Raw genomic sequence first — 22,333 nt, forward strand, 5'->3', positions numbered from 1 at the left:
ATCATACGCTCCGGGTGGCAACCGCCGGCGGCACCGAGGCCGCGCGCCGCGCCGGCCCCAGCACCGCCAGCTGCCCGAGCAGCCACAGCGCGATCGCGCCGACCGGCAGGTACACCAGCGGCAGGCGCGGCAGTTCGTAGCGCCCCATCAGCATCTGGTTGATGCCGAAGGCCAGCACCATGCCGATGGCGATGCCGACGGTGGCCAGCAGGAAATTCTCGATCTGGAAGTAGCGCAGGATCTGGCTCCGGGTGGCGCCCAGCGCGCGCCGGATGCCGATCTGCTTGCTGCGCTGCTGCACCCAGAAGCTCGCCAGGCCGATGATTCCGAGCGCGGTCACGATCAGCAGGGCAACGATCACGGCAACCAGCATCCACATCATCGAGCGGTCCTGGCGGTAGTACGTCGCGCGCATGTCGGTGAGCGTGTGCTCGTTGAGGATGATGCGGTTCGGATTGTTCGCAAGCAGCGTGTCCACGGTGAGTTTCAGCAGCTCCGTGCGGCGCTCCGGGTCCACGCGCAGCAGGTAGTTGCTGCCCAGCCCGTAGGAGATGTCGATCGGCAGCAACATCGCGTACTCGTAGGCCTCGGGCCCGCCCTGCTCGCTGGGGCGGATCAGGTGCTCGACGACGCCGACCACCCGCGTGGGGTTCGGGCCGCCCATGCTGTAGAAGGCCTTGCCCAGCGGATCCTCGCCGGGGAACAGCTTGTCCGCCATCTTGCGGGTGATGATGGCCGAGGGAATGCTGGCATCGTCGCCGCCGGTGGACAGCGTCTCCCAGTCCAGCAGCTCGTCGCGGTTGAAGCGTCGCCCGGCCACGAGGGTCAGCCCCATCGAATCGAGCAGCGTTTCGTCGCCCATGTAGTACGCCGCGCTCAGCGTGGACTGGGTCTGGTCCGTTGACAGCCGGATGCCGGTGTTCCACGACGAGTTGCCGAACGGGACCTGGTTGGTGACGCTGGCCGACGTCACCCCGGGCAGCCCGCGAAGGCTGGCGAGGTCGGTCTTCGTCATGGCCAGGGCGTTCTCGTCGCGCCCGATGCCGGTGAGCTGCACGCGGATGATTTCGGCCTCGGCCAGGCCGCTCACGCGGTCCATGCGTTCGATGCGGCCGTTGATCAGGAACAGCGCGTTGCAGATGATCGCGCAGGTCAGCGCGATCTCGAGCACGATCAGCGCGGCCGCGGTCTTGTGCCGGGACAGCGCGGACAGGATGGGACGGATTTCCATGGTGTTCTCCCGGCGCCCCGGTTACTGGGACTTGAGCTGGATGGCAGGCGCGACCTGGCACGCGCGCCAGGCCGGCAGCAGCCCGGCAAGCACGCTGGCGGTGACCGCGAGCAGGAAGGTGAGCAGCAGCATCGCCGGATCAAGGCGCGCGAGTTCGGCATAGGTCGCCGGCTGTTGCCGCACCGCCCACAGGCCGAGCAGCGCCAGCACCAGCCCGAGCACGCCGCCGGCGAGTCCGACCGCGGCGGCCTCGACCAGAGCCTGCGCGAAGATCGCCGCCTTCGACGCGCCCAGCGCGCGGCGCACGCCGATCTCGCCGCTGCGGCGCATGAACTTCGCCAGCAGCAGGCCGACGGTGTTCACCAGGCAGACCAGCAGGAAGCCCAGGGCCAGCCAGGCCTGCAGGCGCACGTCGCTGGGAACGACGCGCTTGTGGTCGAGATGCTCCATGACCGAGCGCAGGCGCGTGTTGACCGGGCGTTCGAAGCGACCCGCGGCGCGCTGCTGCGCCGAGTAGTTGTCGAGGTACTGGCGGTAGGTCGACACCTTCTCCCGCGAGTCCAGCTCGACCCAGTACTGGATCCAGGCGCAGGGGGCGTTGAGTGCGGTCTCCTCGCCGCCCGAGTCGCCCCAGCAGCTCATCGAGCCGTTACGGCCAAGCTGCAGGCCAACGGCCGTGGAGAAGGGCAGGAACACCTGCTCGACCTCGCCATAGCGGTCCAGGTTGAGGTCGTAGAAGCGGGGCGTGGGCATCCATTCCTCCAGCACGCCGACCACGCGGAAATCGTTCTGGTCGATGCGGACGGTCTGGCCGACGCTGTTGGCCCCATCGAACAGCTTGGCGTTGAGCGCGGAGGAAATGACGATCGAGCGCGCCGATCCCTCGTCGTCGGCGGCGGACCAGCCGCTGCCGAATGCGAACGGCACCTTGAACATCGGGAAGAAGTCGGTCGAGGTGTAGCGGGCGTCGACCACGAAGGGATTCAGGCCCTGCTTCGTCGGCTCGATGCTGACGCCGCCGCCGGTCATCATCGCCTGGCGGTCGCCCTTGCGCTCGCGCAGCAGCGCCTCGGCGTCGAAGCGGGTCAGCTGCTCGTCGGGCTCCTCTCCGGCGACGTAGCCGTCCATGCCGTCGGCATCCAGCTGGACGTAGAACAGCGTGTCGCTCTTGCCCGGGATCGGGTCCCCGGAGAGCACGTGGAACACCGTCAGCGTGGTCATCGACGCACCGATGCCGAGCGCGATGGCAAGCACCATCAGCGCGGTCAGCATCTTGTTGCGGCGGAAGCTGCGCAGCGCGAGCCTGGCGTAGTAACCGAACATGGGGGCGTTCCTCAGATTCCGGAGGCAGCGTCGGCCGCTTCGGCTTCGGCGGCGATGCGTTCGGCGCGCGCGGCGCGGGTCAGGCTCGGCTCCACCGACAGGTCGGTCGCCATGCCATCGACGATGTGCACGTTGCGCTGCGCGCGCGCGGCGAGTTCGGGGTCGTGGGTGACCATGATGATGGTCGTGCCCTGCTGGTTGATGTCTTCCAGCAGCTCCAGCACGCTGCGCGCCATCTGCGTGTCGAGGTTGCCGGTAGGCTCGTCGGCCAGCAGCAGGCGCGGACTGCCCGCCAGCGCGCGGGCGATCGCGGCGCGCTGCTGCTGGCCACCCGAGAGCTCCGCCGGGAAGTGCTTCATGCGCGAGCCCAGGCCGACCATGCCCAGCGAATCCTCGATGCGCAGCTTGCGCTCGTTGGCCGGCATGCCGCGGTAGCGCAGCGGCACGTCGACGTTGTCGAACAGGTTCAGGTCCGGGATCAGGTTGAAGCCTTGGAAGATGAAGCCGATCTTCTGGTTGCGCAGCTTGCTGCGCTGGTTGTCCGAGAGTCCGCGCACGTCCTCGCCGTCGAGCATGAACTCGCCGCCGGTGAAGGTCTCGAGCAGGCCGGCGATGTTGAGGAAGGTGGTCTTCCCCGAACCCGAGGGCCCGGTGACGGCGACGAATTCGCCCTCATCCACGCGCAGGTCGAGCGAGCGCAGCGCGTGCGTCTCGACCAGTTCGGTGCGGTAGACCTTGGTGACCTGGCGCATGTCCAGCATGGCGGTGGATCCTTGTTCGATGGGCGTGGTAGTGGGCATCAGTCGACGCGGAACATGTCGGGAAGGGCCGACGCCGGTACGTACTGGCGCGTGATCCGGCCGTGGTGGACGTCGCCGTTGGCGGAGGCCACGTCATCGGGGCCGTCGAACCTGGCGTCGAAGCGGTAGAGCTCGCTCAGCCTGCGCGGCACGGCGTCGGCCAGTTCGAACGAACTCCAGTTCAGGTGGTGGGGGAAGCCGGTCGTTGCGTACATGGTCACTCTCCGGAAATGCGGACGCGGTCCGCCTGCTGGAACTGGTCGCTGCCCGACACGACGATGCGTTCGCCTGCCTGCAGCCCTGAAACGATCTCGACCGCGGACAGGCTGGACGCGCCCGTCTGGATAGGGCGCCGCTGCGCGCTGCCGCCGTCGACGACGTAGGCGAAGCTGCCGCCGTCCTGCTCGAGGAAGGGTCCGCGCTCGACCATCAGCACGTCATCGCGCGTATCCATCACGATCCGCGCCGACAGGCGCTGGTTCTGGCGCAGCCCGGGCGGCTGCTGGCCGTCGGCGAAGCGCAGCCGCGCGTTGACCTCGCCGTTGACGACTTCCGGCGACACTGCCGAAATCTCCGCGGCCCAGGCCTTGCCGACGCTGGTCACCTGCGCCGGCATGCCGATGCCGAGGTCGCGGGCGAAGCTTTCGGGCACCTTGATCTCGACCTCGAACTGCGACAGGTCGACCACGCCCAGGATCGGCGCGTTGGCGGCCACGTTCGTGCCCTGCGCGATCTGCACCTGGCCGACCTGGCCGTCGAAGGGGGCGCGCAGCGTGAGCGCATCCACCTGGCGGCGCAGTTCGTCGACGACCGCCTGCTGGCGCTCGGCCATCAGGCGCTTGTTGCCGGCGTCGATGCCGGCGCCCTGGCCCTGCAGCGAAAAATCCTGGCGGGCCGAGGCGACGCCGATCTCGGCCTTCTTCAATCCGTCCAGCGCGCGGTCGTAGTCGTTGCGCGACACGGCGCCGCCCTCGAAAGCCCGTTTGTAGCGTTCGACGTCGCGCTGCGCGGCGACCTGGTCGATCAGCGCCTGGTCGAGCATCTTCTGCGCATCCGACCGGGTGAGCTGTGCGTCGAGCACGGCGCGGTTGGCTTCGCCCTGCAGGCTGGCGAGGGTGGACTCTTCCTGCACCAGCTTGCTGCGCAGTTCCGGGCTGTCGATCACCGCCAGCTCCTGGCCTTTTTCCACGGCATCGCCCGCGACGACCTTGAGCGCGACGGTGCCACCGGCGATCGCGTACAGCGTCGGGCTGTTGGCGGCGATCACGCGGCCGTCGGCGGAGAGGTCGCGCACCAGGTCGCCGCGCGTCACCTGGGCGATGCGCAGGCGCGCGGCGTCGTGCGAGCGGCCACCGCTGCTCCAGCCCACCGCCACCCAGGCCGCGAGCGCCAGAAGCAGCGCGCCGGCCACCGTGCCCACCACCCAGGGCTTGCGCAGCAGGCGGCGCGCGGCGGGCGCGGCGGCGGACGCGTGGTCCTGGCCGGAGGTGTCGCGGATGCGGGCGCGGATCGGGTCCATGGAGGCGGTGGTCTCTGCAAAGGGGGCTGTCTGCCCTGTAGTGACGCAAGCGCCGTGCCAACGCCAAGCCATTGATTTTGTTTGATTCGTCGCGGGTGTCCGGGTGTCCGCCCGGACACCCGCGCTGTCCGGCGGACGGTCCCGCCGCCTTTCGCCGTTAAACTCGTGAAGTTCCCAACCAAGGCGTCCATCACCTATGTGCGGCATCGTCGGCGCGATCGCGGATCGCGATGTGGTTCCTGTCCTGATCGAAGGGCTCAAGCGTCTCGAATACCGCGGCTACGATTCCGCCGGTATCGCCGTTGTCGAGGGCAGCGACATCCGCCGCGTGCGCCGCACCGGGCGCGTTTCGGAAATGGAAGGGGCCGCCGGCAGCGAGGGCTTCAGCGCCACGCTCGGCATCGGCCACACCCGCTGGGCCACGCACGGCGGCGTCACCGAATCCAACGCCCATCCGCACGTCAGCCACGGCGTCGCGCTGGTGCACAACGGCATCATCGAAAACCACGAGCAGCAGCGCGAGCGGCTGATGGCGCTGGGCTACGAGTTCGAGTCGCAGACCGATACCGAGGTCATCGCCCACCTGATCCACCATTACCTCAAGGGCGGCGACGACCTGCTCGCGGCGCTGCAGCGCGCGGTCAAGGAGCTGCATGGCGCCTACGCGCTGGCCGTGGTGAGCCGCAAGGAGCCCGGGCGCATGGTCTGCGCGCGCATGGGCTGCCCGCTGCTGGTCGGCCTGGGCGAAGGCGAGAACTTCATCGCCTCCGACGTGTCGGCCATCCTGCAGGCCACGCGTCGCGTGATCTTCCTCGAGGAAGGCGACACCGCCGAAGTCACCCGTGAAGGCGTGCAGGTGTTCGATGGCAACGACCAGCCGGTCGTGCGCGAAGAGCACCTGTCCGATGTCTCGCTGGCGTCGCTGGAGCTCGGTCCCTACCGGCACTTCATGCAGAAGGAGATCCACGAGCAGCCGCGCGCGCTGGGCGACACCATGGAGGCGATCATCGACGCCGGCGTGTTCGAGCCCACCCTGTTCGGCAAGGACGCCGAGGCCGTGCTGCGCGAGGTCGAGGGCGTGCAGATCCTCGCCTGCGGCACCAGCTTCTATTCGGGCTCGGTGGCGCGCTACTGGATCGAGGCGATCAGCGGCCTGCCGTGCAGCGTCGAGATCGCCAGCGAATACCGCTACCGCACCGCGGTGGCCAACCCGAAGCACCTGGTGGTCACGATCTCGCAGTCGGGCGAAACGCTCGACACCATGGAAGCGCTGAAGTACGCCAAGTCGCTGGGCCACGCGCACACGCTGTCGATCTGCAACGTGCCCGAGAGTGCGATCCCGCGCGCCAGCAAGCTGGTGTTCTACACCCGCGCCGGCGCCGAGATCGGCGTCGCCTCGACCAAGGCCTTCACCACCCAGCTGGTCGGCCTGTTCGCGCTGGCGGCCACGCTGGCCAAGCTCAACGGCCGGCTTTCGGACGAGAAGGAAGCGGAGTACATCGAAGCGCTGCGCCACCTGCCGGGCAGCGTGCAGCACGCGCTGAACCTGGAGCCGCAGATCGCACTGTGGTCGGAGAGCTTCACGCCCAAGCAGCACGCGCTGTTCCTGGGCCGTGGCGTGCACTACCCGATCGCGCTCGAGGGCGCGCTCAAGCTCAAGGAAATCTCCTACATCCACGCCGAGGCCTATCCCGCCGGCGAGCTCAAGCACGGACCGCTGGCGCTGGTGGACGATGCCATGCCGGTGGTGGTGATCGCGCCCAACGACAGCCTGCTGGAGAAGGTGAAGTCGAACATGCAGGAAGTGCGCGCGCGCGGCGGCGAGCTGTTCGTGTTCACCGACGCCGACAGCAACTTCAGCGAGAGCGAGGGCGTGCACGTGATCCGCACTCCGCGCCACGTCGGCGTTCTGAGCCCGATCGTGCATACGATCCCGGTGCAACTGCTGGCCTACCACACGGCGCTTGCGCGCGGGACCGACGTCGACAAGCCGCGGAACCTGGCGAAGAGCGTGACCGTCGAATAGCGCCCGCGGGCCATTCCCGGGCGCCGGGTCCCGGCCTGGCCCCCGGTGCGCGCTAAAATGGTCGTTTTTTGGCCATCGCATGCCGGACCTCCACTCCCCGGCGCCTGTCCCCGGCGCCTCCCTGGCCCGCCTCCTGGCGCGGTTGACGGGGCGGCATGCCGCCCCGCCGACGCACTCGGCCGCGGACAGGCTGGGTGCGTGGCTGGACTGGCAGCGGGCCGTGGCGCTGTCGCATGCCCTCGATGACGCCCCCGACGACGCCCCCGACGTCCCGGACGCCGACGCGGCCGGAGGCGACGCCGGCTCCCCGGACGACGGAGCCGATGGAGCCGACGCGGACGAGCGCATCGCCGACGACTGCCGCCGCCGGCGCGCCACGCTGGAGGCCGCGATCACCGACGACGCCCGCGACTGGACCCTGCCGCTGCGTCCGCGCCGGGGCCAGACCGGCACCGATGCCACGGCCGGGGCCGCCGAGGTGCTGCGCCATTGCCAGGGGCTGCAGCGCGACATGCAGGCCGCCACCGGGCGCCTGCGCGGCGAGTTGCGCGAGCGGCTGGCGCGGCGTCCAAACGGCCACGCGCGCCTGGCTGGCATCGATGCGGTGATGGAAGGCCTGCTGGCGCCGCGCGAACACGCGCTGCTGGCCCCCGTCATCCCGACGCTGGTGGCGCGCTTCGAACACCTGCACGCGCTGCACGGCGCGGGCGAGCCGCCGCCCGCCGCGGGCCCGGACGCATGGCGCGCGCGCTTCCGCACCGAGGCCCGGCAGGTGCTGCTGGCCGAACTCGACTTACGTTTCCAACCCATCGAAGCGCTGCTGGCGGCGCTCCGCACCCCACGACTGGACGCATGAACAAAACCTTCCTCAACGGATTCGTCTTCGCCGCCGGCCTGCTGGCCGTGTGCTGGATCGGTGCGGGCTATGTCGGCAGCCACGCACTCGCGCTGGCGGTCACCGCGCTGATCTGCGTGCTCTACCTCGTGGGCGGCCTCGAGCTGTACCGCTACCGGCAGGCGACCGCGACCCTGGTGGCCGCGCTCGATGCGCCGCCGGCGCCTGCGGACGCGCTTGCCGGATGGCTGGACCGCGTTGACGCCTCGCTCCGCACCGCGGTGCGCCTGCGCATCGAAGGCGGGCAGTCACCGCTGCCGGCCCCCGCGCTCACGCCCTATCTGGTCGGCATGCTGGTGCTGCTGGGCATGCTCGGCACCCTGCTGGGCATGTTGCTGACCCTGCAAGGCACCGGCTTGGCGCTGCAGTCGGCCAGTGACCTGCAGGCGGTGCGCGATTCGCTGGCAGCACCCGTCGAGGGCCTGGGCGTCGCCTTCGGCACGTCGATCGCGGGCGTGGCGGCTTCGGCGATGCTGGGCCTGCTGTCGGCGCTGTGCCGCCGCGAGCGCGCGGCCGCGGTGCGCGCGCTCGACGCGGCGGTCGCGACCAGCCTGCGCGTGCATTCGCGGGCGCACCAGCGCGACGAGTCGCTGCGCTTGATGCAGCTGCAGGCCGGGGCCATGCCGGCGCTGGTCGAGCGCCTGCAGGCGATGACCGACGCGCTGGAGCAGCAGGCCCGGGCGGCGCACGCGCAACAGGCCAGCCAGCAGGACGCCTTCCATGCCGGAACGGCGGCGGCCTACCAGCGGCTGGCCGACGCCATGGCGCAGTCGCTCGAACGCAGCGCCGCCGACAGCGCGCGGGCCGCGGCCGAGGCCGTGCAGCCGGCAGTGGCGGCCGCGATGGAGACGCTCACGCGCGAGGCGGCGCAGCTCAACGCGACCGTCGCCAGCGCCGTCGACCGGCAGCTGGCCGCGCTCGGCGCCGGCTTCGATGCCAACGCCAGCGCGGCCACCGCGCTGTGGCAGCGGGCGATGGACGAACAGGCGGCATCGCAGCAGTCGCTCGCGCAGGCGCTGCGCACCGGCCTGGACGCCGCCGGCGAGCGCTTCGTGGAGCGTTCGGGCGCGCTGCTCGACGACGTGTCCTCGCGCCTGGATGCCACTGCGCTGCAGGTCGGCGCCGCCTGGGACGAGGCGCTCTCGCGTCAGCAGGCCCAGCACAGGGGCCTGGCCGAGCACCACCGGCAGGCGCTGGATGCGGCCACCGCCGGCTTCGCGGCGCAGGCCACGGCGCTGCTGCACGAGGTCGACGGCTCGCACGCGCGGCTGCAGGCGACGCTGGCCGAAGCCGACGGACAGCGCCTGGACGCCTGGCGTGGGCAGGTGGCGGACATGGCGTCCGCACTGCGCGACGACTGGGAGCGCATCGGCGAGGACGCCGCGCGCCGGCAGCAGGCCGTCTGCGACGCGTTGGCGCGCGCGGCCGACGCCATCGGCACGCAGTCGCAGGCGCACGCCGCCGCGACCATCGCCGAGATCGCCACGCTTGTCGACGCGGCATCGGAAGCGCCGCGCGCGGCCGCCGAAGTGGTGGCCGAACTGCGGCAGAAGCTGTCGGACAGCATGGTGCGCGACACCGCGCTGCTCGCCGAGCGCACCCAGCTGATGGACACGTTGGGCACCCTGCTCGAAGCCGTGAACCACGCCTCCACCGAGCAGCGCGGTGCGATCGATGCGCTGGTCTCCACCACCTCGTCGCTCCTGGAGCAGGCCGGCGCCCGCTTCGGCGACCAGGTCGAGGCCGGCGCCGGCGTGCTCGATGCCGCCGCTGCGCGCGTGGATGCCGGGGTTGCCGGCGTGGCCAGCCTGGGCGAGTCGCTCGCCGGGGCCGTGCAGCAGTTCGGTGAAAGCAATGCCGCACTCACGGAGCGGCTGGAAGGCATTGCCGGCGCGCTGGAGGCAGCAGGCACGCGCAGCGACGAGCAGCTGGCCTATTACGTGGCCCAGGCGCGCGAGGTCGTGGACCTGAGCGTGCTCGCGCAGAAGCAGATCATCGGCGAGCTCCGCCAGCTGCCGGCCGTGCATGCCGGAGCCGATGCGGCATGAGCCTGGAGATCGACGGCGACGCCGATTCGGCGGTGCCGGTCTGGGCCGCCTTCGGTGACCTGATGTCGGTGCTGCTGGGCGTGTTCGTGCTGATCCTGGTCGGCGTGATCGGCGTGCAGCTGCACCTGGAGTCGCGGCTGCAGGAAGAGGTCGCGCAGCGGCAGGCCGAGCAGCAGCGCCGCGAGACGCTGGAGCAGGCGCTGGCCGCGCCGCTGGCGAGCGGCCGCATCACCCTGGTCGATGGCCGCATCGGCATCCGCGGCAGCGTGCTGTTCGCGCTCAATTCCGACCGCCTGCAGCCCGAGGGCGAGGAGCTGCTGGACAGCCTGGCCGCGCCGCTCGCCGAATTCCTCGCCTCGCGCGACGAGATCCTCATGGTCAGCGGTTTCACCGACGACCGCCAGGTCCGTGGCGGCAACCGCCAGTTCGCCGACAACTGGGAGCTGTCCGCACAGCGCGCGCTGACCGTCACCCGCGCGCTGATCGCGCAGGGCGTGCCGGCGTCGTCGGTGTTCGCGGCGGCCTTCGGCGCCGGGCATCCGGTCGATTCCAATGCCGACGAAGACGGCCGCGCGCGCAACCGCCGCGTGGAAATGGCGCCGGTGCCGCGCCAGGGACAGCAGGCGCAGGTGGCCGGTGAGCGGTAGCGTGCGCGACGGCGGCATGTCGCTCGCCGGGCTGCTGGACACGCTGGATGCGTGGCGCGACGAGCGCGAAGTGCTCGCCGCGGATGCAAGGCAGCCGGATCGCCCGGCCTGGCCGGAACTGCCGGCGCTGCAGGGATTCCGCGCCCTGTGGGCACGCATGCGGACCGAAGAGCAGCTGCGCCGTGCGCTGGCGCCCGCGCCCGCCGATGCGGGGCCGCTCAACTCCGTCACCCTGGTGCATCGCACCCTGGTGCTGATGCGCGAGGAGTCCCCGGGCTACCTGCGGCATTTCACCGCGTACGTGGATGCCTTGGCCTGCCTGCAGGACGTCCAGGCCCAGGCGATGCCATCGTCCGCCCCGCAGCCGCCGGCGGCCAGAAAGCAGCGGGCCCCGGGCCGCGCGCGCGCGACCCGGGGCCCGTCGAAGCCCGCTTAGGGCTGTTCCGGCTCTGGCGCGGCCGGAGCGTCCGCGGCGAGATCCGCCGCGTCACCCTGGAGGGCCGCGTCGGCAGGCATGTCGGACGGCAGGGCCGCCGTGCCGCCGACCGGGGTCACGCGCCAGACGATGTTCGCCAGATCGTCGGCGATGAGCACCGCGCCGCGCGGGTCCACGGTCACGCCCACGGGGCGGCCGCGGGTGGTGCCGTCGTCATCGCGGAAGCCGGTGGCGAAGTCGATCGGATCGCCGGCCGGCTGGCCGTTGCGGAACGGCACGAAGACGACCTTGTAGCCCACCGGCTCGGAGCGGTTCCAGCTGCCATGCATGCCGACGAAGGCGCCGTCGGCGAACTGCGGGCCCATCGTTGCGCTGGAGAAGTCGACGCCCAGCGAGGCGACGTGCGCGCCGAGGCTGTAGTCGGGCGTGATCGACGCCGCGACCTTCTCGGGGTTCTCCGGGCGCACGCGGTCATCCACGTTGTTGCCCCAGTAGGCCCACGGCCAGCCGTAGAAGCCGCCGTCGCGGACCGAGGTCAGGTAGTCGGGCACCAGGTCCGGGCCGATCTCGTCGCGCTCGTTGACCACGGCCCAGAGCTGTCCGCTGCCCGGCTGGATGGCCAGCGCGGTCGGGTTGCGCAGCCCGGTGGCGTAGGGGCGGTGCATGCCGGTTTCGGCATCGATCTCCCAGACCTGGGCACGGTTCGACTCGGCCAGCATGCCGCGCTCGGTGATGTTGCTGTTGGAGCCGATGCCGACATACAGGAGACGGCCGTCGGCGCTGGCGGCCATCGCCTTGGTCCAGTGGTGGTTGATCGCGGAGGGCAGCTCGGTGAGCGTTTCCGGCGTCGCGGCGCTGGCCTGGGTCTGGCCCGGCTGGTAGTCGAAGCGCACCACGGCGTCCTGGTTGGCGACGTAGAGCTTGTTGCCCACCAGTGCCATGCCATACGGGGCGTTGAGCTTGTCGGCGAACACTGTCTGCAGCTCGTAGTTGCCGTCGCCGTCGGCGTCGCGCAGCAGGGTCAGGCGGTTGCCGCCCTTCACCGGGGTGGTGCCGGCGGCCTTGATCGGGCCGGCGATGATGTCCTTGGGCTTCAGCGGTGGCGCGTTGCCGCCGCGGCCTTCGGCCACGAGGATGTCGCCATTGGGCAGCACCAGCGTCTGTCGCGGGATCAGGAGGTCGGTGGCGATGGCGCGGACCTCATAGCCGTCCGGCACGATCGGCAGCCTGTCGCCCCAGTCGGCGGGGTCGGCGATGACCATCTGCGGCAGCAGGCCGCGCTTGGGGTCGGGCAGATCCACCTCGGTGCCGTACTGCAGCGGGCCCGGGTCGGGATTGCAGGCGCCCAGGACCAGGGCGGTCGTGGCAACGGCCAGCAGGGAAAGACGGTTCACTTCACACCTCCGGTGCGCGTCGCGCAGACGGCGAAGCAGGTCGCCACGCAGGCGAGGACGAACGTGATCACCGACAGCACCAGGCCGCCGGGCATGCTGGCCCACGCGTCGCGGGCATGCATCAGCGCGTTGAAGAAACCGACGATCCACGTTGCCAGCCACAGCAGCGCATGCAGCACTGCGTTGCGGGTGCGGCGGGACGGTGCCAGGCCGATCAGGGCGCAGACCATGGCGATGCCGGCCACCACGAGGCCGCTGGCGATCAGCCAGGATGCGAAGTTGTTCCACTGGATTTCGAAGGTGCGTGCGTAGGCGATGTCGCTCAGCAATGCGCCCAGGAACAGGGTGACGGCGCCGCCCAGCAGCAGGGCGTGGAGCGGATGGAACGTGGGTGCGTACCGGCGTTCGACGGTTGCGACCATGGTCGGTCCTCCTGGAAGGACGCCATGGGCGTCCGGTAAGAATGGGTGGCACACCCCGTGCGGAGTGTGAGCCCGTTCATCTTACGGGCGAGGAGTTGACGGCCGCGTGCATGGTGCTGGGAAGCACCGTTCCCTTGACCTGGGAGCGCGGTTGCGCACCAGCCGGGCCTTATTCCGGCTGCCCGGACTCCGGAACCATGTCGCCCGCGGCCCAGCCCTGCGCATGCAGGCGGTCGAGCAGGTCGGTGATCATGGCACGGCTGCCGGCGGCGTGCACGGGCAGCACCAGGCTGTCGTCGGGGTGCGCACTGGCGAGGATCAGGCGCGTGGCCTCGGTCTCGTCCAGGCATTCGATGATGGCGTCGTCGGCGACACCGTGGCGGACCAGCGACTCGCGCAGCAGCCGGGCGACGGCGCCGCTTTCGCGCCCGCGCAGGTAGCCCTCCATGTCTTTGAGCACGACCCGGTCCGGGCGATTCGCCGCGGCCGTGGCCGCAAGGTCGGCGATGGCGTCATCGCTGCGGTTGCCAGCCTGGCCCAGCAGCAGGTGCAGGCGGCCGCCTTCGGGGTGCGCCTGGCGGACAAGCCCCAGCAGGTGCTGCAGGCCATCGGGGTTGTGCGCGTAATCGACGTAGACCTGCACGTTCCCGCCAAGCGTCCAGCGCTGCAGGCGACCGGGGTTGTCGCCATGGTCGCTGCCAAAGCGCGCGAGCACGTCGCGGATGGTGCCGGCTTCGATGCCCAGGCAGGCGGCCGCGAGCGCGGCGGCGGCGCAGTTTTGTACGTTGTGCGCGGCCAGGCCGCCCAGGGTCAGCGGCATGTCGGCGATCGCGCCGAGGTCGTGCGTGGTGGCGCCGTCGAACAGCCGCAGATGGCCTTCGTGTACGCCGCAGCTGCGGCGGCCCTCCGCCCGCGCCTGCTGCAGCAGCGGATGGGCGTCGTCGACGGAAAACCACGCCAGCGGGGCATCGACGGCAGTGACATGGCGGCGCAGGAGTGCGTTGTCGGCGTTGAGCGCGAGGGTGCCGCCGGCATCGATCGCGCGGGCGACGGTCAGCTTCACCTGCGCCAGGCCGTCGAGGTCGTGGATGCCGTATTCGCCGAAATGATCCGGACTGACGTTGGTGACCAGGGCCACGTCGGCACGTTCGACGCCGAGTCCGCGGCGCAGCAGGCCGCCGCGCGCGGTCTCCAGGATCGCGGCCTGCGCCTGGCGGTTGCGCAGCAGGCTGCGGGCGCCGCCGGGGCCGGAGTAGTCGCCGCCTTCGATCAGCGCGCCGTCGAGGTAGATGCCGTCGGTGCAGCTGTTCGCCGTGTGCCAGCCGTGGGCGATGGCGATGGCGGTGAGCAGGCGCACGGTGGTGGTCTTGCCGTTGGAGCCAGTGACCAGGGCCACCGGGATCGCGTGCAGCTGCTCCCACGGCACGTCGCCGGGCTGCGGCAGGGCGTGGTTGTCCCAGGTCAGGCTGCCGGTGCCGGTGCCGATCGACAGCTGCTCGTCATCGAGCAGGAAGGGCAGGTTGCGGTCCTTCGCGGCGTCGCGCAGTGCGGGCAGGCGCGGCAGGCCTTCACCCGCCGCGGCGGCGCGCAGCAGCCGCAGGGCGGCATCGTCATCGCCGATGGGTGCATGGCCGGGCTGCAGCACGGCTTCGCCGGTGTCGAGGCCGGCCTCGGCAAGCGCCGACAGCCAGGCCCACTCGTTGACCTCGGTGGCGGTGTACAGCAGGTCGGCAGGCGCGGTGAAGGCCAGGCTCGCGCCGCTGGCGTGCTCGCGGATGACGATCGTGCCGTCGGGCCAGCCCAGCGCATTGCGCGCGCGACCGATGCGCTGGCGCCAGGCGGTGATCAGCGCGGGCGCGACCGGCGCGCCGACCCCCGTCTCCAGCACCGCGCCGGGCGCGGCGAAATACAGGTTGGGACCGGTCAGGCGGCGGGAGTCGTCGAAGGGCGGCGTGGTGTCGGTCATCGTCGTGGCGTGCAGCCCGGTGTGCAGCGCGCGACCGGCATGGCCGGCAGCACGCTGCGCCGGGCGTCAGTCGCTGTCCTCTTCCGGCGCGAACACGAGGCCGCGCTCCTCGCGCACCAGTCCTTCCATGTCGTAGGCGGGCTCCTCGACATGGACGACGGGCAGCGGCGGCTGCACGGCCCGGGTGGGGTCGGCGGCCGAGCCTTCGGGCTTGAACTTGGTGACCTGCTTCCACGAGCGCGCCAGGGCATCGGCGAACACCAGCAGCAGGTCGCCCGACGCGCCCATGCGCAGCGCGGCGTCGATGGCCTGCTGTTCGTCGGGGATGACCGAGATCGCGTCATCACCGACGCCGGCATCGCGCAGTGCCTGGGCGATGATGTTCGGCACCTCGTCGCCATCGCGGCCGCGCAGGTTGTCGTCGCGGCGGCAGACGTAGTGGTCGAAACGGCCGGCCACCGCCTGCGCGATCGCGACCAGGTCGTCGTCGCGGCGGTCGCCCGGTCCGGCCACCACCACGATGCGCCGGCCTTCCACGTCCAGGCGCTGCGCGAGGTCGGCCATCACGCCGACGGCGTGCGCGTTGTGGGCGTAGTCGAACAGCACCTTGAACGGATGTTCGTTGAACACGTTCATCCGGCCGGGCGCCTGGAAGAAGGTGGTGTCGAAGGTGCGCAGCCCGTGGCGGATGTCGTCGAGCTTGAGCCCCATCGCGAAGGCCATGGAGGCCGCGAACATCGCGTTCTGCACGTTGTGCAGTGCGCGGCCTTCCAGCGTCGCCGGGATCAGGTGCGTCCACAGCAGCGGGATGTGGCTGCCCTTGTCGTAGAGCGTGATCATGTGGCCGTTGACGCCTTCCTCCAGCGCGCAGGCGCGGCCGCCGGCGCGCACGTGCTCGCGCACCAGGCCGTGGCCGGGATTCATGGTCACGTAGCAGATGGTGCGTGCCTTGGTGTAGCCGGACATGCGCAGCACATTGGGATCGTCGGCATTGAGCACCGCGCATTCCGTGGCCACTTCCACCACGATGCGCTTGATCTCGGCCAGCTGTTCCAGGGTGTCGATGCCCTTCATGCCGAGGTGGTCGGCCTGTACGTTGATCACCGCGCCGACGTCGACCGCGGTCACGCCCATGCCGGCGCGCAGCAGGCCGCCGCGCGCGGTTTCCAGCACCGCCAGGTCGATGGTCGGGTCGCGCAGCACCATGCGCGCGGACACCGGTCCGGTCATGTCGCCCTCGACCGTGCGCTGGCCGTCGATGTAGACGCCGTCGGTGGTGGTGAGGCCCGGCGTGTGCCCGGACATCTTTGCGATGTGCGCGAGCATGCGCGCGGTCGTGGTCTTGCCGTTGGTGCCGGTCACCGCGGCGATCGGCACGCGCGTGGGCGAACCCGGCGGGAACAGCATGTCGATCACCGGTCCGGCGGCGTCGCGCGGGGTGCCTTCGCTTGGCGCCACGTGCATGCGGAAGCCGGGCGCGGCGTTGACCTCGCAGATCGCGCCGCCGATGCGGCGGTGGCTTTCGGTGATGTCGGGGCTGATGAAATCCACGCCGCCCACGTCCAGGCCGATCGCGCGCACCGCGCGCACCGCCATCTCGCGGTTGTCGGGATGGATGACATCGGTGACGTCGGTGGCGGTGCCGCCGGTGGACAGGTTCGCCGTGGAGCGCAGGAACACGACCTCGTCGACCGCAGGCACCGAGTCCGCGGTGTGGCCGACGCGCTCCATCATCAGGCCCGCCTCGCGGTCGAGCTCGAGCCGGGTCAGCACCTTCTCGTGGCCGATGCCGCGGCGCGGATCCTGGTTCACGCGATCGACCAGCTCGGCGATCGTGCTGCGGCCGTCGCCGAGCACGTGGCCGGGGGTGCGCCGGGTGGCGGCGATCAGCTCGCCGTTGATCACCAGCAGGCGGTGGTCGTCGCCGGGCTGGAAGGTTTCCACGATCACCGAGCGCGAGTGCTCCTGCGCGGCGGCGAATGCGGCGCGGATCTCGTCGTCATCGGTGATGTTGATGGTGATGCCGCGGCCATGGTTGCCGTTGTAGGGCTTGAGCACGACCGGGCCGCCGAGCTTGCGCGCGGCCTTGAGCGCATCGGTCTGGCTGGTGACCAGCACCTGCCGCGGCACCGGCAGGCCGAGCGAGCCGAGGATCTTGTTGGTCTCCTCCTTGTCGCTGGCCAGCTCCACGGCGATGTGCGGCGTCAATCCGGTCACGGTGGCCTGGATGCGCTGCTGGTAGCGGCCGTGGCCGAACTGGATCAGTGACTGTTCGTTGAGGCGCAGCCACGGGATGCCACGCTCCTTGGCCGCGCGCACCAGCGAGGCGGTGGACGGGCCCAGCGCGCGCCGCTGGGCGTAGCGGATGAAGTCGTCGCGTGCGTCTTCCCACTGCCAGTCCCCGGGCACGCTGCCTTCGGGACGGATCGCGTCGGGCAGCAGCGAGCAGACCAGGCGCATCGCCAGCTCGCCGGCGGCGATGCCTTCCTCGCGCTGGGCGTATTCGTAGACCACCGTGTAGACGCCCGGGCGGTCGTCGACGCTGCGGGTCTTGCCGAAGGTGACGTCCTCGCCGGCGATGTTCTGCAGCTCGATCGCCACGTGCTCGAACACGTGCCCGAGCCAGGTGCCTTCGTCTTCCCGCATGCGGCGCAGGAAGCCGCCGGGCTCGCGGTAGGAGCAGCCGTGCTCGGCCAGGCCGGGCAGGGCGGCGAGCAGGCCGTCGATGAAGCCGGGGCCCAGGCGTGCGGTGGGCCACTGTTCGAGTTCGCCGAGGTCCAGCAGCAGCCGGATGACCGGGAAATGCGCATGCAGGGACGGGCCAACATAGATGGAGCGTTCAAGAATGCGCATGGAAGGAGTCCCCTGGGTCAGGTCTTGCGGGTGGCGAGGCGTCCGGCGGAAGCCCGCCGCGTATGCAGGTTGAACGTGGCCCCGGCGATCAATATATGCACGCCAAGGCCGAGCATGCACACGGGGTCGTCCTCGTCGGCGTGGGCCATCGAGGAGAACTGCAGGTCATGGGCGTCGACCACCGTGACCGCGCCGCTGCCTTCGACCTCGAGGATGTCGTCGGGCGAAATGAAGGCCGCGGTGTCCTCGTCCAGGCCGATGCCGATCGCGAACGGGTTGTAGGCGAGCGCGGCGGTCAGGCGGCCGAGGCGGTCGCGCTGGCGGAAGTGCTGGTCGATCACGAAGCGGTTGGTCAGTCCGAGCCCTGGTGCGAGGCGCACGCTGCTCGCACGCGGGGATGATCCTTCCTTGCCGAACGCGATCATGTGCTCGCTCAGGAAGCCGGCGCCGGCGCTGGTGCCGGCCACGGTCACGCCCTGGGCGTTGCGCTGTCGCACCGTGCGCGCCACGTCGGTGCCACCGAGGATGGTCGACAGGCGCAGCTGGTTGCCGCCGGTGAAGAAGATGCCGCTGGCCTCGGCCAGCCGGGCCAACCGGCCGGGTTCCTGGCAGTCGCGCCGGGTGTCGAAGTCGAGCACGGTGACGCGGGCCGCGCCCATGTCGCCGAACAGTGTCTCGTAGCGCAGGCCGGTTTCATTGAGGCGGCTGGCGGTCGGAATGACCACGATGTCCGCTTCGCTGCCGCCGCTCAGATCGATGAAGCGCTCGAGGATGCGCGGGTTCGTGTCCTTGTCCTCGGCACCGCCGATCGGAATGATCCAGCCGCGGTGTTCCCCGTCGGGGGGCTTGCTCGGCATCAACTGCTCCTGTTGTCCTGGGGATCCATTTTTTCGAACGTACCATGCCGCAAAACCGCGCCGTCCCGCACGTGGAGATGGCCGCCGGCGAACACATGCGCCACCGCGCCGTCTTCGTCGAGCACCACCAGGTCGGCGTCGGCACCGGCCGCGATCCGCCCCTTCGAGGGCAGGCGCAGCAGGTCGGCGACGTTGCTGGTGAACGCTGGCAGCGCGTCTTCCAGGGCAATACCGCGGGCGAGCAGTTCGGCCAGCGTTTCAAGCAGTGCACCGGAGTGGCCGACGTCCATGCTGCATACGCGCCCTTCGGCGTCGAAGCAGGGCAGGCAGCCGCCGGCATCGGAGCTGATGGTGACCCGCCCGCGCGGCGCGCCGCTGTCGAGGTAGCGCACGAGCGCGTCGGCGGCGCTCCAGGCGTCCTCGCCTTTCGCCACCGGGAAGGCGGTGATGTCGATGCTGCAGCCGCGTCGCGCAAGCGCGATCGCCTCCTCGAACAGCGCCTTGCGGCGGTTGACGTGGGTGGGGTTGAACACGCGCGGCGGCAGTTCGCTTTCGTCGAGCGCGCGGCGCACGAGGTCGAGCCCGCGCGGGCCGTCGCCCAGGTGCAGGTGGACGATGCCGGCCTTGCCGGTCATGAGTCCCGCCACGTGCGCTTCCGACGCGATGCGCAGCAGTTCCTCAAGCGTCGGCTGGCTCGAGCGGTGGTCGCTGATCGCCAGTTCGCCCACGCCGATGAGGCAGTCGATGAAGGCCAGGTCGGCGCGTACGCTGCCGGTCAGCGTCGCCGGGGGCAGGTGGTAGCCGCCGGCAAGTCCGTAGGCGGACAGGCCCTCTTCGCGCAGCGCGTGGATCTGCGCCACGAGCTCACGGGTGCCGCGCGCGACGTCGTCCGTGCCCAGCAGGCCCACCACCGTGGTCACGCCGCTGCGGGTGTAGCGCGACAGCATCGGCGCCGGCACGCGGCTGGCGAACCCGGCTTCGCCGCCGCCGCCGGTGACGTGCACGTGGCTGTCGACCAGGCCGGGCAGCAGGCGGCGGCCACCCAGGTCGAGTGTCTGCGCGCCAAACGCCGCGGGCAGGTCGGGCGCATCGGTCCCGATCCACAGCACCTTGCCGCCACCCAGCAGGAGGTCCCGGCGTCCCAGCGCCTCGGGCGCGTACACGTCCGCGTTGCGGACCAGCGTTGTATTCATCAAGGAAGGTTGGAATGCGCCGGCCATGGCGTCAAGCGCGATACACGCCTGCGTGCGGGACCGTTGTGAAGCGCATGCAATGGGAAAGCCGGGGGCAGGGGCGTAGGTTCGGGGCACTGCCGCATGCGAGGGCCATCATGACCACGCCGACAAGCAACGTCCGCCCCGACCCCGACCAGGCGATGGTCGACATCATCGACTACGTCATCGGCTACGCGATCGACTCGCCGCTGGCCTGGACGATCGCGCGCAACTGCCTGATCGACACCCTGGGCTGCGGCCTGGAGGCGCTGGACTACCCCGCCTGCACGCGACTGCTGGGGCCGGTCGTGCCGGATACGGTGGTGCCGCATGGCGCCCGGGTGCCCGGTACCCGTTTCCAGCTCGATCCGGTGAAGGCGGCCTTCGACATCGGGACGATGATCCGCTGGCTGGACTTCAACGACACCTGGCTTGCGGCCGAATGGGGGCATCCGTCGGACAACCTTGGCGGCATCCTGGCCGTGGCCGACTGGTTGAGCCGCCGCGCCGTCGCCGCCGGCAAGTCGCCGCTGCTGATGAAGGACGTGCTGGCCGCGATGATCAAGGCGCACGAGATCCAGGGCTGCCTGGCGCTCGAGAACAGCTTCAACAAGGTCGGTCTGGACCACGTGGTGCTGGTCAAGGTGGCGTCGACCGCGGTGGTGGCCTGGCTGCTGGGCCTGTCGCGCGGGCAGATCCTCAACGCGGTGTCGCTCGCCTGGGTGGACGGGCAGAGCCTGCGCACCTACCGCCACGCGCCCAACACCGGCAGCCGCAAGTCCTGGGCCGCGGGCGACGCCACCAGCCGCGCGGTGCGCCTGGCGCTGATCGCCGCCACGGGTGAAATGGGCTATCCGGGCGCGCTGACCGCGCCGACCTGGGGGTTCTACGACGTGTCGTTCAAGGGCCGGCCCTTCCGCTTCCAGCGGCCCTACGGCAGCTACGTGATGGAGAACGTGCTGTTCAAGATCAGCTTCCCCGCCGAGTTCCACGGCCAGACCGCGGTCGAGGCGGCGCTGTTGCTGCACGAACGGATGCAGCAGGCCGGCGGGAGCGCCGAGGACATCGCCGCGATCACCATCCGCACGCAGGCCGCCTGCATCCGCATCATCGACAAGCGGGGTCCGCTGGACAATCCGGCCGACCGCGACCACTGCATCCAGTACATGGTCGCGGTGGCGCTGGTGTTCGGTCGATTGACCGCCGCCGACTACGAAGACGATGTTGCTGCCGATCCCCGCATCGACGCGCTGCGCGCGAAGATCACCTGCGTCGAGGACCCGCAGTACACCGCCGACTACCACGATCCGGACAAGCGCAGCATCGCGAATGCACTGGCGGTGGAATTGAACGACGGCACGGCGCTGGACGAAGTCGAGGTGGAATATCCGGTTGGACACCGACGGCGGCGCGAGGAGGGCATACCGCTGCTGGAAGCCAAGTTCCGCCGCAACCTGGGGCGGCGCTTCCCGGAGCCGCGGCGGGAGGCGATCCTCGCTGCGAGCCTGGACCAGGCGGCACTGGAGGCCATGCCGGTCCACGATTACGTCGATCTCTACGTTACCTGAACCCGGGCGCCCGGAGACGGCGGACACGGCGTGCCAGCCGTGCCCGGGTACATCGCGCAGGCGCTTGTATGATCGGCGGGCGCGCGGGCGCCGCGGCAAACGGGCCGCTGGCCGCCTTGCGCAAGGAGCCCCGGATGCACACTGCCCCCCGCGACGTCGCACTTTCCATCCTCGAACTCGGCCGCGTGGGCCAGGGCTCCGACCGGCGTGCGGCGCTGGATGGTGCGCGCGACCTGGCGCGCCATGCCGAAGGCCTCGGCTACACGCGGTTCTGGATCGCCGAGCACCACAACATGCCGGCGGTCACGACCGCCGCCACCTCGCTGGTCATCGCGCATGTCGCGGCCGGCACCAGCACCATCCGCGTGGGTGCCGGCGGCATCATGCTGCCCAACCACGCGCCGTACATCATCGCCGAGCAGTTCGGCACGCTGGCGACGCTGTTCCCGGACCGCATCGATCTCGGCCTCGGCCGCGCGCCCGGCACCGACCAGATGACGCTGCGCGCGCTGCGCCGCGATCCGGCCAGCAGCGAGCATTTCCCGCAGGACGTGCAGGAGCTGCAGGCCTGGCTGGCACCGGTGCGCGAAGGCCAGCGGATCGAGGCGGTGCCGGGCTCGGGCACCGAGGTGCCGCTGTGGATCCTGGGCTCCAGCCTGTTCGGTGCGCAGCTGGGAGCGGAGCTGGGCCTGCCCTACGGCTTCGCATCGCACTTCGCGCCGCAGGCGCTGGACCAGGCGCTGCAGGTGTACCGCGAGCGCTTCAAGCCTTCCGCGCAGCTGGACAAGCCCTATGCGCTGGTCGGCGTGAACATCATCGCCGCCCCCACCGACGAGGAGGCGCGCTTCCTCGCCACCTCGCAGCAGATGTCCTTCGCCGACATGTTCCGCGGCGTGCGCAACCTGACCCAGCCGCCGATCGCGGACATCGACAGCTACTGGTCGCCGCAGGAAAAGATGCAGGCTTCGCAGATGCTCGCCTGCAGCATCATCGGCGGCCCGGAGACGGTGCGAGCGGGCATGCGCGCGTTCGTCGAACGCACCGGGGCGGACGAGCTGATGGTGGTGTCCGACATCTTCGACCCGGCGCTGCGCCAGCGTTCGTTCGGGATCATCGCCGACGTCCGGCCCTGAG

General features: G+C 70.6%; 18 protein-coding genes. 7 read left to right on the forward strand and 11 right to left on the reverse strand.

Annotated elements, in window-relative coordinates; translation table 11 throughout:
- Position 1 precedes the first annotated feature (1 nt).
- The 5 genes from ACW5E8_RS00445 to ACW5E8_RS00465 are packed head-to-tail and all read right to left on the reverse strand — an operon-like array spanning position 2 to position 4,873.
- Positions 2 to 1,231: an ABC transporter permease gene (locus ACW5E8_RS00445; RefSeq protein ID WP_456963541.1), complete on the reverse strand. Its 1,230-nt coding sequence runs from the start codon at positions 1,229 to 1,231 to the stop codon at positions 2 to 4.
- Between the two features lie 21 nt (positions 1,232 to 1,252).
- Positions 1,253 to 2,554: an ABC transporter permease gene (locus ACW5E8_RS00450; protein ID WP_456963542.1), complete on the reverse strand. Its 1,302-nt coding sequence runs from the start codon at positions 2,552 to 2,554 to the stop codon at positions 1,253 to 1,255.
- An 11-nt stretch (positions 2,555 to 2,565) separates the two neighbouring features.
- Complete coding sequence (locus ACW5E8_RS00455; RefSeq protein ID WP_456963543.1) at positions 2,566 to 3,315, reverse strand: ABC transporter ATP-binding protein; 750 nt, start codon at positions 3,313 to 3,315, stop codon at positions 2,566 to 2,568.
- Positions 3,316 to 3,353: 38 nt separating this feature from the next.
- Positions 3,354 to 3,569: a hypothetical protein gene (locus ACW5E8_RS00460; protein ID WP_456963544.1), complete on the reverse strand. Its 216-nt coding sequence runs from the start codon at positions 3,567 to 3,569 to the stop codon at positions 3,354 to 3,356.
- A gap of 2 nt (positions 3,570 to 3,571) precedes the next feature.
- Positions 3,572 to 4,873: an efflux RND transporter periplasmic adaptor subunit gene (locus ACW5E8_RS00465; protein WP_456963545.1), complete on the reverse strand. Its 1,302-nt coding sequence runs from the start codon at positions 4,871 to 4,873 to the stop codon at positions 3,572 to 3,574.
- Between the two features lie 196 nt (positions 4,874 to 5,069).
- Between ACW5E8_RS00465 and glmS the strand changes: the two genes are divergently transcribed.
- From glmS to ACW5E8_RS00490, 5 genes are all read left to right on the forward strand, one after another.
- Entirely contained in the window at positions 5,070 to 6,899 is a 1,830-nt protein-coding gene (gene glmS / locus ACW5E8_RS00470) for a glutamine--fructose-6-phosphate transaminase (isomerizing) (RefSeq protein ID WP_456963546.1), read from the forward strand.
- A gap of 79 nt (positions 6,900 to 6,978) precedes the next feature.
- Complete coding sequence (locus ACW5E8_RS00475; protein WP_456963547.1) at positions 6,979 to 7,755, forward strand: DUF3348 family protein; 777 nt, start codon at positions 6,979 to 6,981, stop codon at positions 7,753 to 7,755.
- Positions 7,752 to 9,842, forward strand: coding sequence for a DUF802 domain-containing protein (locus tag ACW5E8_RS00480; protein WP_456963548.1), 2,091 nt, complete (start codon positions 7,752 to 7,754; stop codon positions 9,840 to 9,842). Before ACW5E8_RS00475 ends, ACW5E8_RS00480 begins: the two co-directional genes overlap by 4 nt.
- Positions 9,839 to 10,489: an OmpA family protein gene (locus ACW5E8_RS00485; RefSeq protein WP_456963549.1), complete on the forward strand. Its 651-nt coding sequence runs from the start codon at positions 9,839 to 9,841 to the stop codon at positions 10,487 to 10,489. Before ACW5E8_RS00480 ends, ACW5E8_RS00485 begins: the two co-directional genes overlap by 4 nt.
- Positions 10,479 to 10,925: a DUF2894 domain-containing protein gene (locus ACW5E8_RS00490; RefSeq protein WP_456963550.1), complete on the forward strand. Its 447-nt coding sequence runs from the start codon at positions 10,479 to 10,481 to the stop codon at positions 10,923 to 10,925. The genes ACW5E8_RS00485 and ACW5E8_RS00490 overlap by 11 nt, the downstream gene beginning before the upstream one ends.
- On the opposite strand, the gene ACW5E8_RS00495 is transcribed toward ACW5E8_RS00490, so the two are convergent.
- The 6 genes from ACW5E8_RS00495 to iadA form a co-directional block, all read right to left on the reverse strand.
- The gene (locus ACW5E8_RS00495; protein WP_456963551.1) at positions 10,922 to 12,319 is read right to left on the reverse strand and encodes a PQQ-dependent sugar dehydrogenase; all 1,398 of its coding nucleotides are present in this window, start codon (positions 12,317 to 12,319) and stop codon (positions 10,922 to 10,924) included. The genes ACW5E8_RS00490 and ACW5E8_RS00495 overlap by 4 nt on opposite strands.
- On the reverse strand, positions 12,316 to 12,741 hold the full coding sequence (locus ACW5E8_RS00500; protein ID WP_456963552.1) for a DUF2231 domain-containing protein: 426 nt from the start codon (positions 12,739 to 12,741) through the stop codon (positions 12,316 to 12,318). Before ACW5E8_RS00500 ends, ACW5E8_RS00495 begins: the two co-directional genes overlap by 4 nt.
- A gap of 169 nt (positions 12,742 to 12,910) precedes the next feature.
- Positions 12,911 to 14,707, reverse strand: coding sequence for a Mur ligase family protein (locus tag ACW5E8_RS00505; protein ID WP_456963553.1), 1,797 nt, complete (start codon positions 14,705 to 14,707; stop codon positions 12,911 to 12,913).
- A 66-nt stretch (positions 14,708 to 14,773) separates the two neighbouring features.
- Positions 14,774 to 17,560 carry a cyanophycin synthetase gene (gene cphA / locus ACW5E8_RS00510; RefSeq protein ID WP_456963554.1) on the reverse strand — a complete coding sequence of 929 codons (2,787 nt, stop codon included), beginning with the start codon at positions 17,558 to 17,560 and terminating at the stop codon, positions 14,774 to 14,776.
- A 17-nt stretch (positions 17,561 to 17,577) separates the two neighbouring features.
- Positions 17,578 to 18,417 (reverse strand): cyanophycinase, encoded by an 840-nt coding sequence (locus tag ACW5E8_RS00515; RefSeq protein WP_456963555.1) that lies wholly within the window; start codon positions 18,415 to 18,417, stop codon positions 17,578 to 17,580.
- Positions 18,417 to 19,610, reverse strand: coding sequence for a beta-aspartyl-peptidase (gene iadA, locus ACW5E8_RS00520; RefSeq protein ID WP_456963556.1), 1,194 nt, complete (start codon positions 19,608 to 19,610; stop codon positions 18,417 to 18,419). The genes ACW5E8_RS00515 and iadA overlap by 1 nt, the downstream gene beginning before the upstream one ends.
- 137 nt (positions 19,611 to 19,747) lie before the next feature.
- On the opposite strand from iadA, the gene ACW5E8_RS00525 reads away from it, so the two are divergent.
- Positions 19,748 to 21,199, forward strand: coding sequence for a bifunctional 2-methylcitrate dehydratase/aconitate hydratase (locus tag ACW5E8_RS00525; protein WP_456963557.1), 1,452 nt, complete (start codon positions 19,748 to 19,750; stop codon positions 21,197 to 21,199).
- A gap of 134 nt (positions 21,200 to 21,333) precedes the next feature.
- Positions 21,334 to 22,332, forward strand: a complete 999-nt coding sequence (locus tag ACW5E8_RS00530; protein WP_456963558.1) for an LLM class flavin-dependent oxidoreductase — start codon at positions 21,334 to 21,336, stop codon at positions 22,330 to 22,332.
- The last annotated feature ends 1 nt before the right edge of the window (position 22,333 follow it).

This window comes from Luteimonas sp. A649, assembly GCF_054072735.1.

What these genes read in the sequence shown, in the direction of transcription:
- ACW5E8_RS00445 (WP_456963541.1), bottom strand. Translation starts at nt 1,231, where the DNA reads ATGGAAATCCGTCCCATCCTGTCCGCGCTGTCCCGGCACAAGACCGCG.
- ACW5E8_RS00450 (WP_456963542.1), bottom strand. Translation starts at nt 2,554, where the DNA reads ATGTTCGGTTACTACGCCAGGCTCGCGCTGCGCAGCTTCCGCCGCAAC.
- ACW5E8_RS00455 (WP_456963543.1), bottom strand. Translation starts at nt 3,315, where the DNA reads ATGCTGGACATGCGCCAGGTCACCAAGGTCTACCGCACCGAACTGGTC.
- ACW5E8_RS00460 (WP_456963544.1), bottom strand. Translation starts at nt 3,569, where the DNA reads ATGTACGCAACGACCGGCTTCCCCCACCACCTGAACTGGAGTTCGTTC.
- ACW5E8_RS00465 (WP_456963545.1), bottom strand. Translation starts at nt 4,873, where the DNA reads ATGGACCCGATCCGCGCCCGCATCCGCGACACCTCCGGCCAGGACCAC.
- glmS (WP_456963546.1), top strand. Translation starts at nt 5,070, where the DNA reads ATGTGCGGCATCGTCGGCGCGATCGCGGATCGCGATGTGGTTCCTGTC.
- ACW5E8_RS00475 (WP_456963547.1), top strand. Translation starts at nt 6,979, where the DNA reads ATGCCGGACCTCCACTCCCCGGCGCCTGTCCCCGGCGCCTCCCTGGCC.
- ACW5E8_RS00480 (WP_456963548.1), top strand. Translation starts at nt 7,752, where the DNA reads ATGAACAAAACCTTCCTCAACGGATTCGTCTTCGCCGCCGGCCTGCTG.
- ACW5E8_RS00485 (WP_456963549.1), top strand. Translation starts at nt 9,839, where the DNA reads ATGAGCCTGGAGATCGACGGCGACGCCGATTCGGCGGTGCCGGTCTGG.
- ACW5E8_RS00500 (WP_456963552.1), bottom strand. Translation starts at nt 12,741, where the DNA reads ATGGTCGCAACCGTCGAACGCCGGTACGCACCCACGTTCCATCCGCTC.
- ACW5E8_RS00505 (WP_456963553.1), bottom strand. Translation starts at nt 14,707, where the DNA reads ATGACCGACACCACGCCGCCCTTCGACGACTCCCGCCGCCTGACCGGT.
- cphA (WP_456963554.1), bottom strand. Translation starts at nt 17,560, where the DNA reads ATGCGCATTCTTGAACGCTCCATCTATGTTGGCCCGTCCCTGCATGCG.
- ACW5E8_RS00515 (WP_456963555.1), bottom strand. Translation starts at nt 18,417, where the DNA reads ATGCCGAGCAAGCCCCCCGACGGGGAACACCGCGGCTGGATCATTCCG.
- iadA (WP_456963556.1), bottom strand. Translation starts at nt 19,610, where the DNA reads ATGAATACAACGCTGGTCCGCAACGCGGACGTGTACGCGCCCGAGGCG.
- ACW5E8_RS00525 (WP_456963557.1), top strand. Translation starts at nt 19,748, where the DNA reads ATGACCACGCCGACAAGCAACGTCCGCCCCGACCCCGACCAGGCGATG.
- ACW5E8_RS00530 (WP_456963558.1), top strand. Translation starts at nt 21,334, where the DNA reads ATGCACACTGCCCCCCGCGACGTCGCACTTTCCATCCTCGAACTCGGC.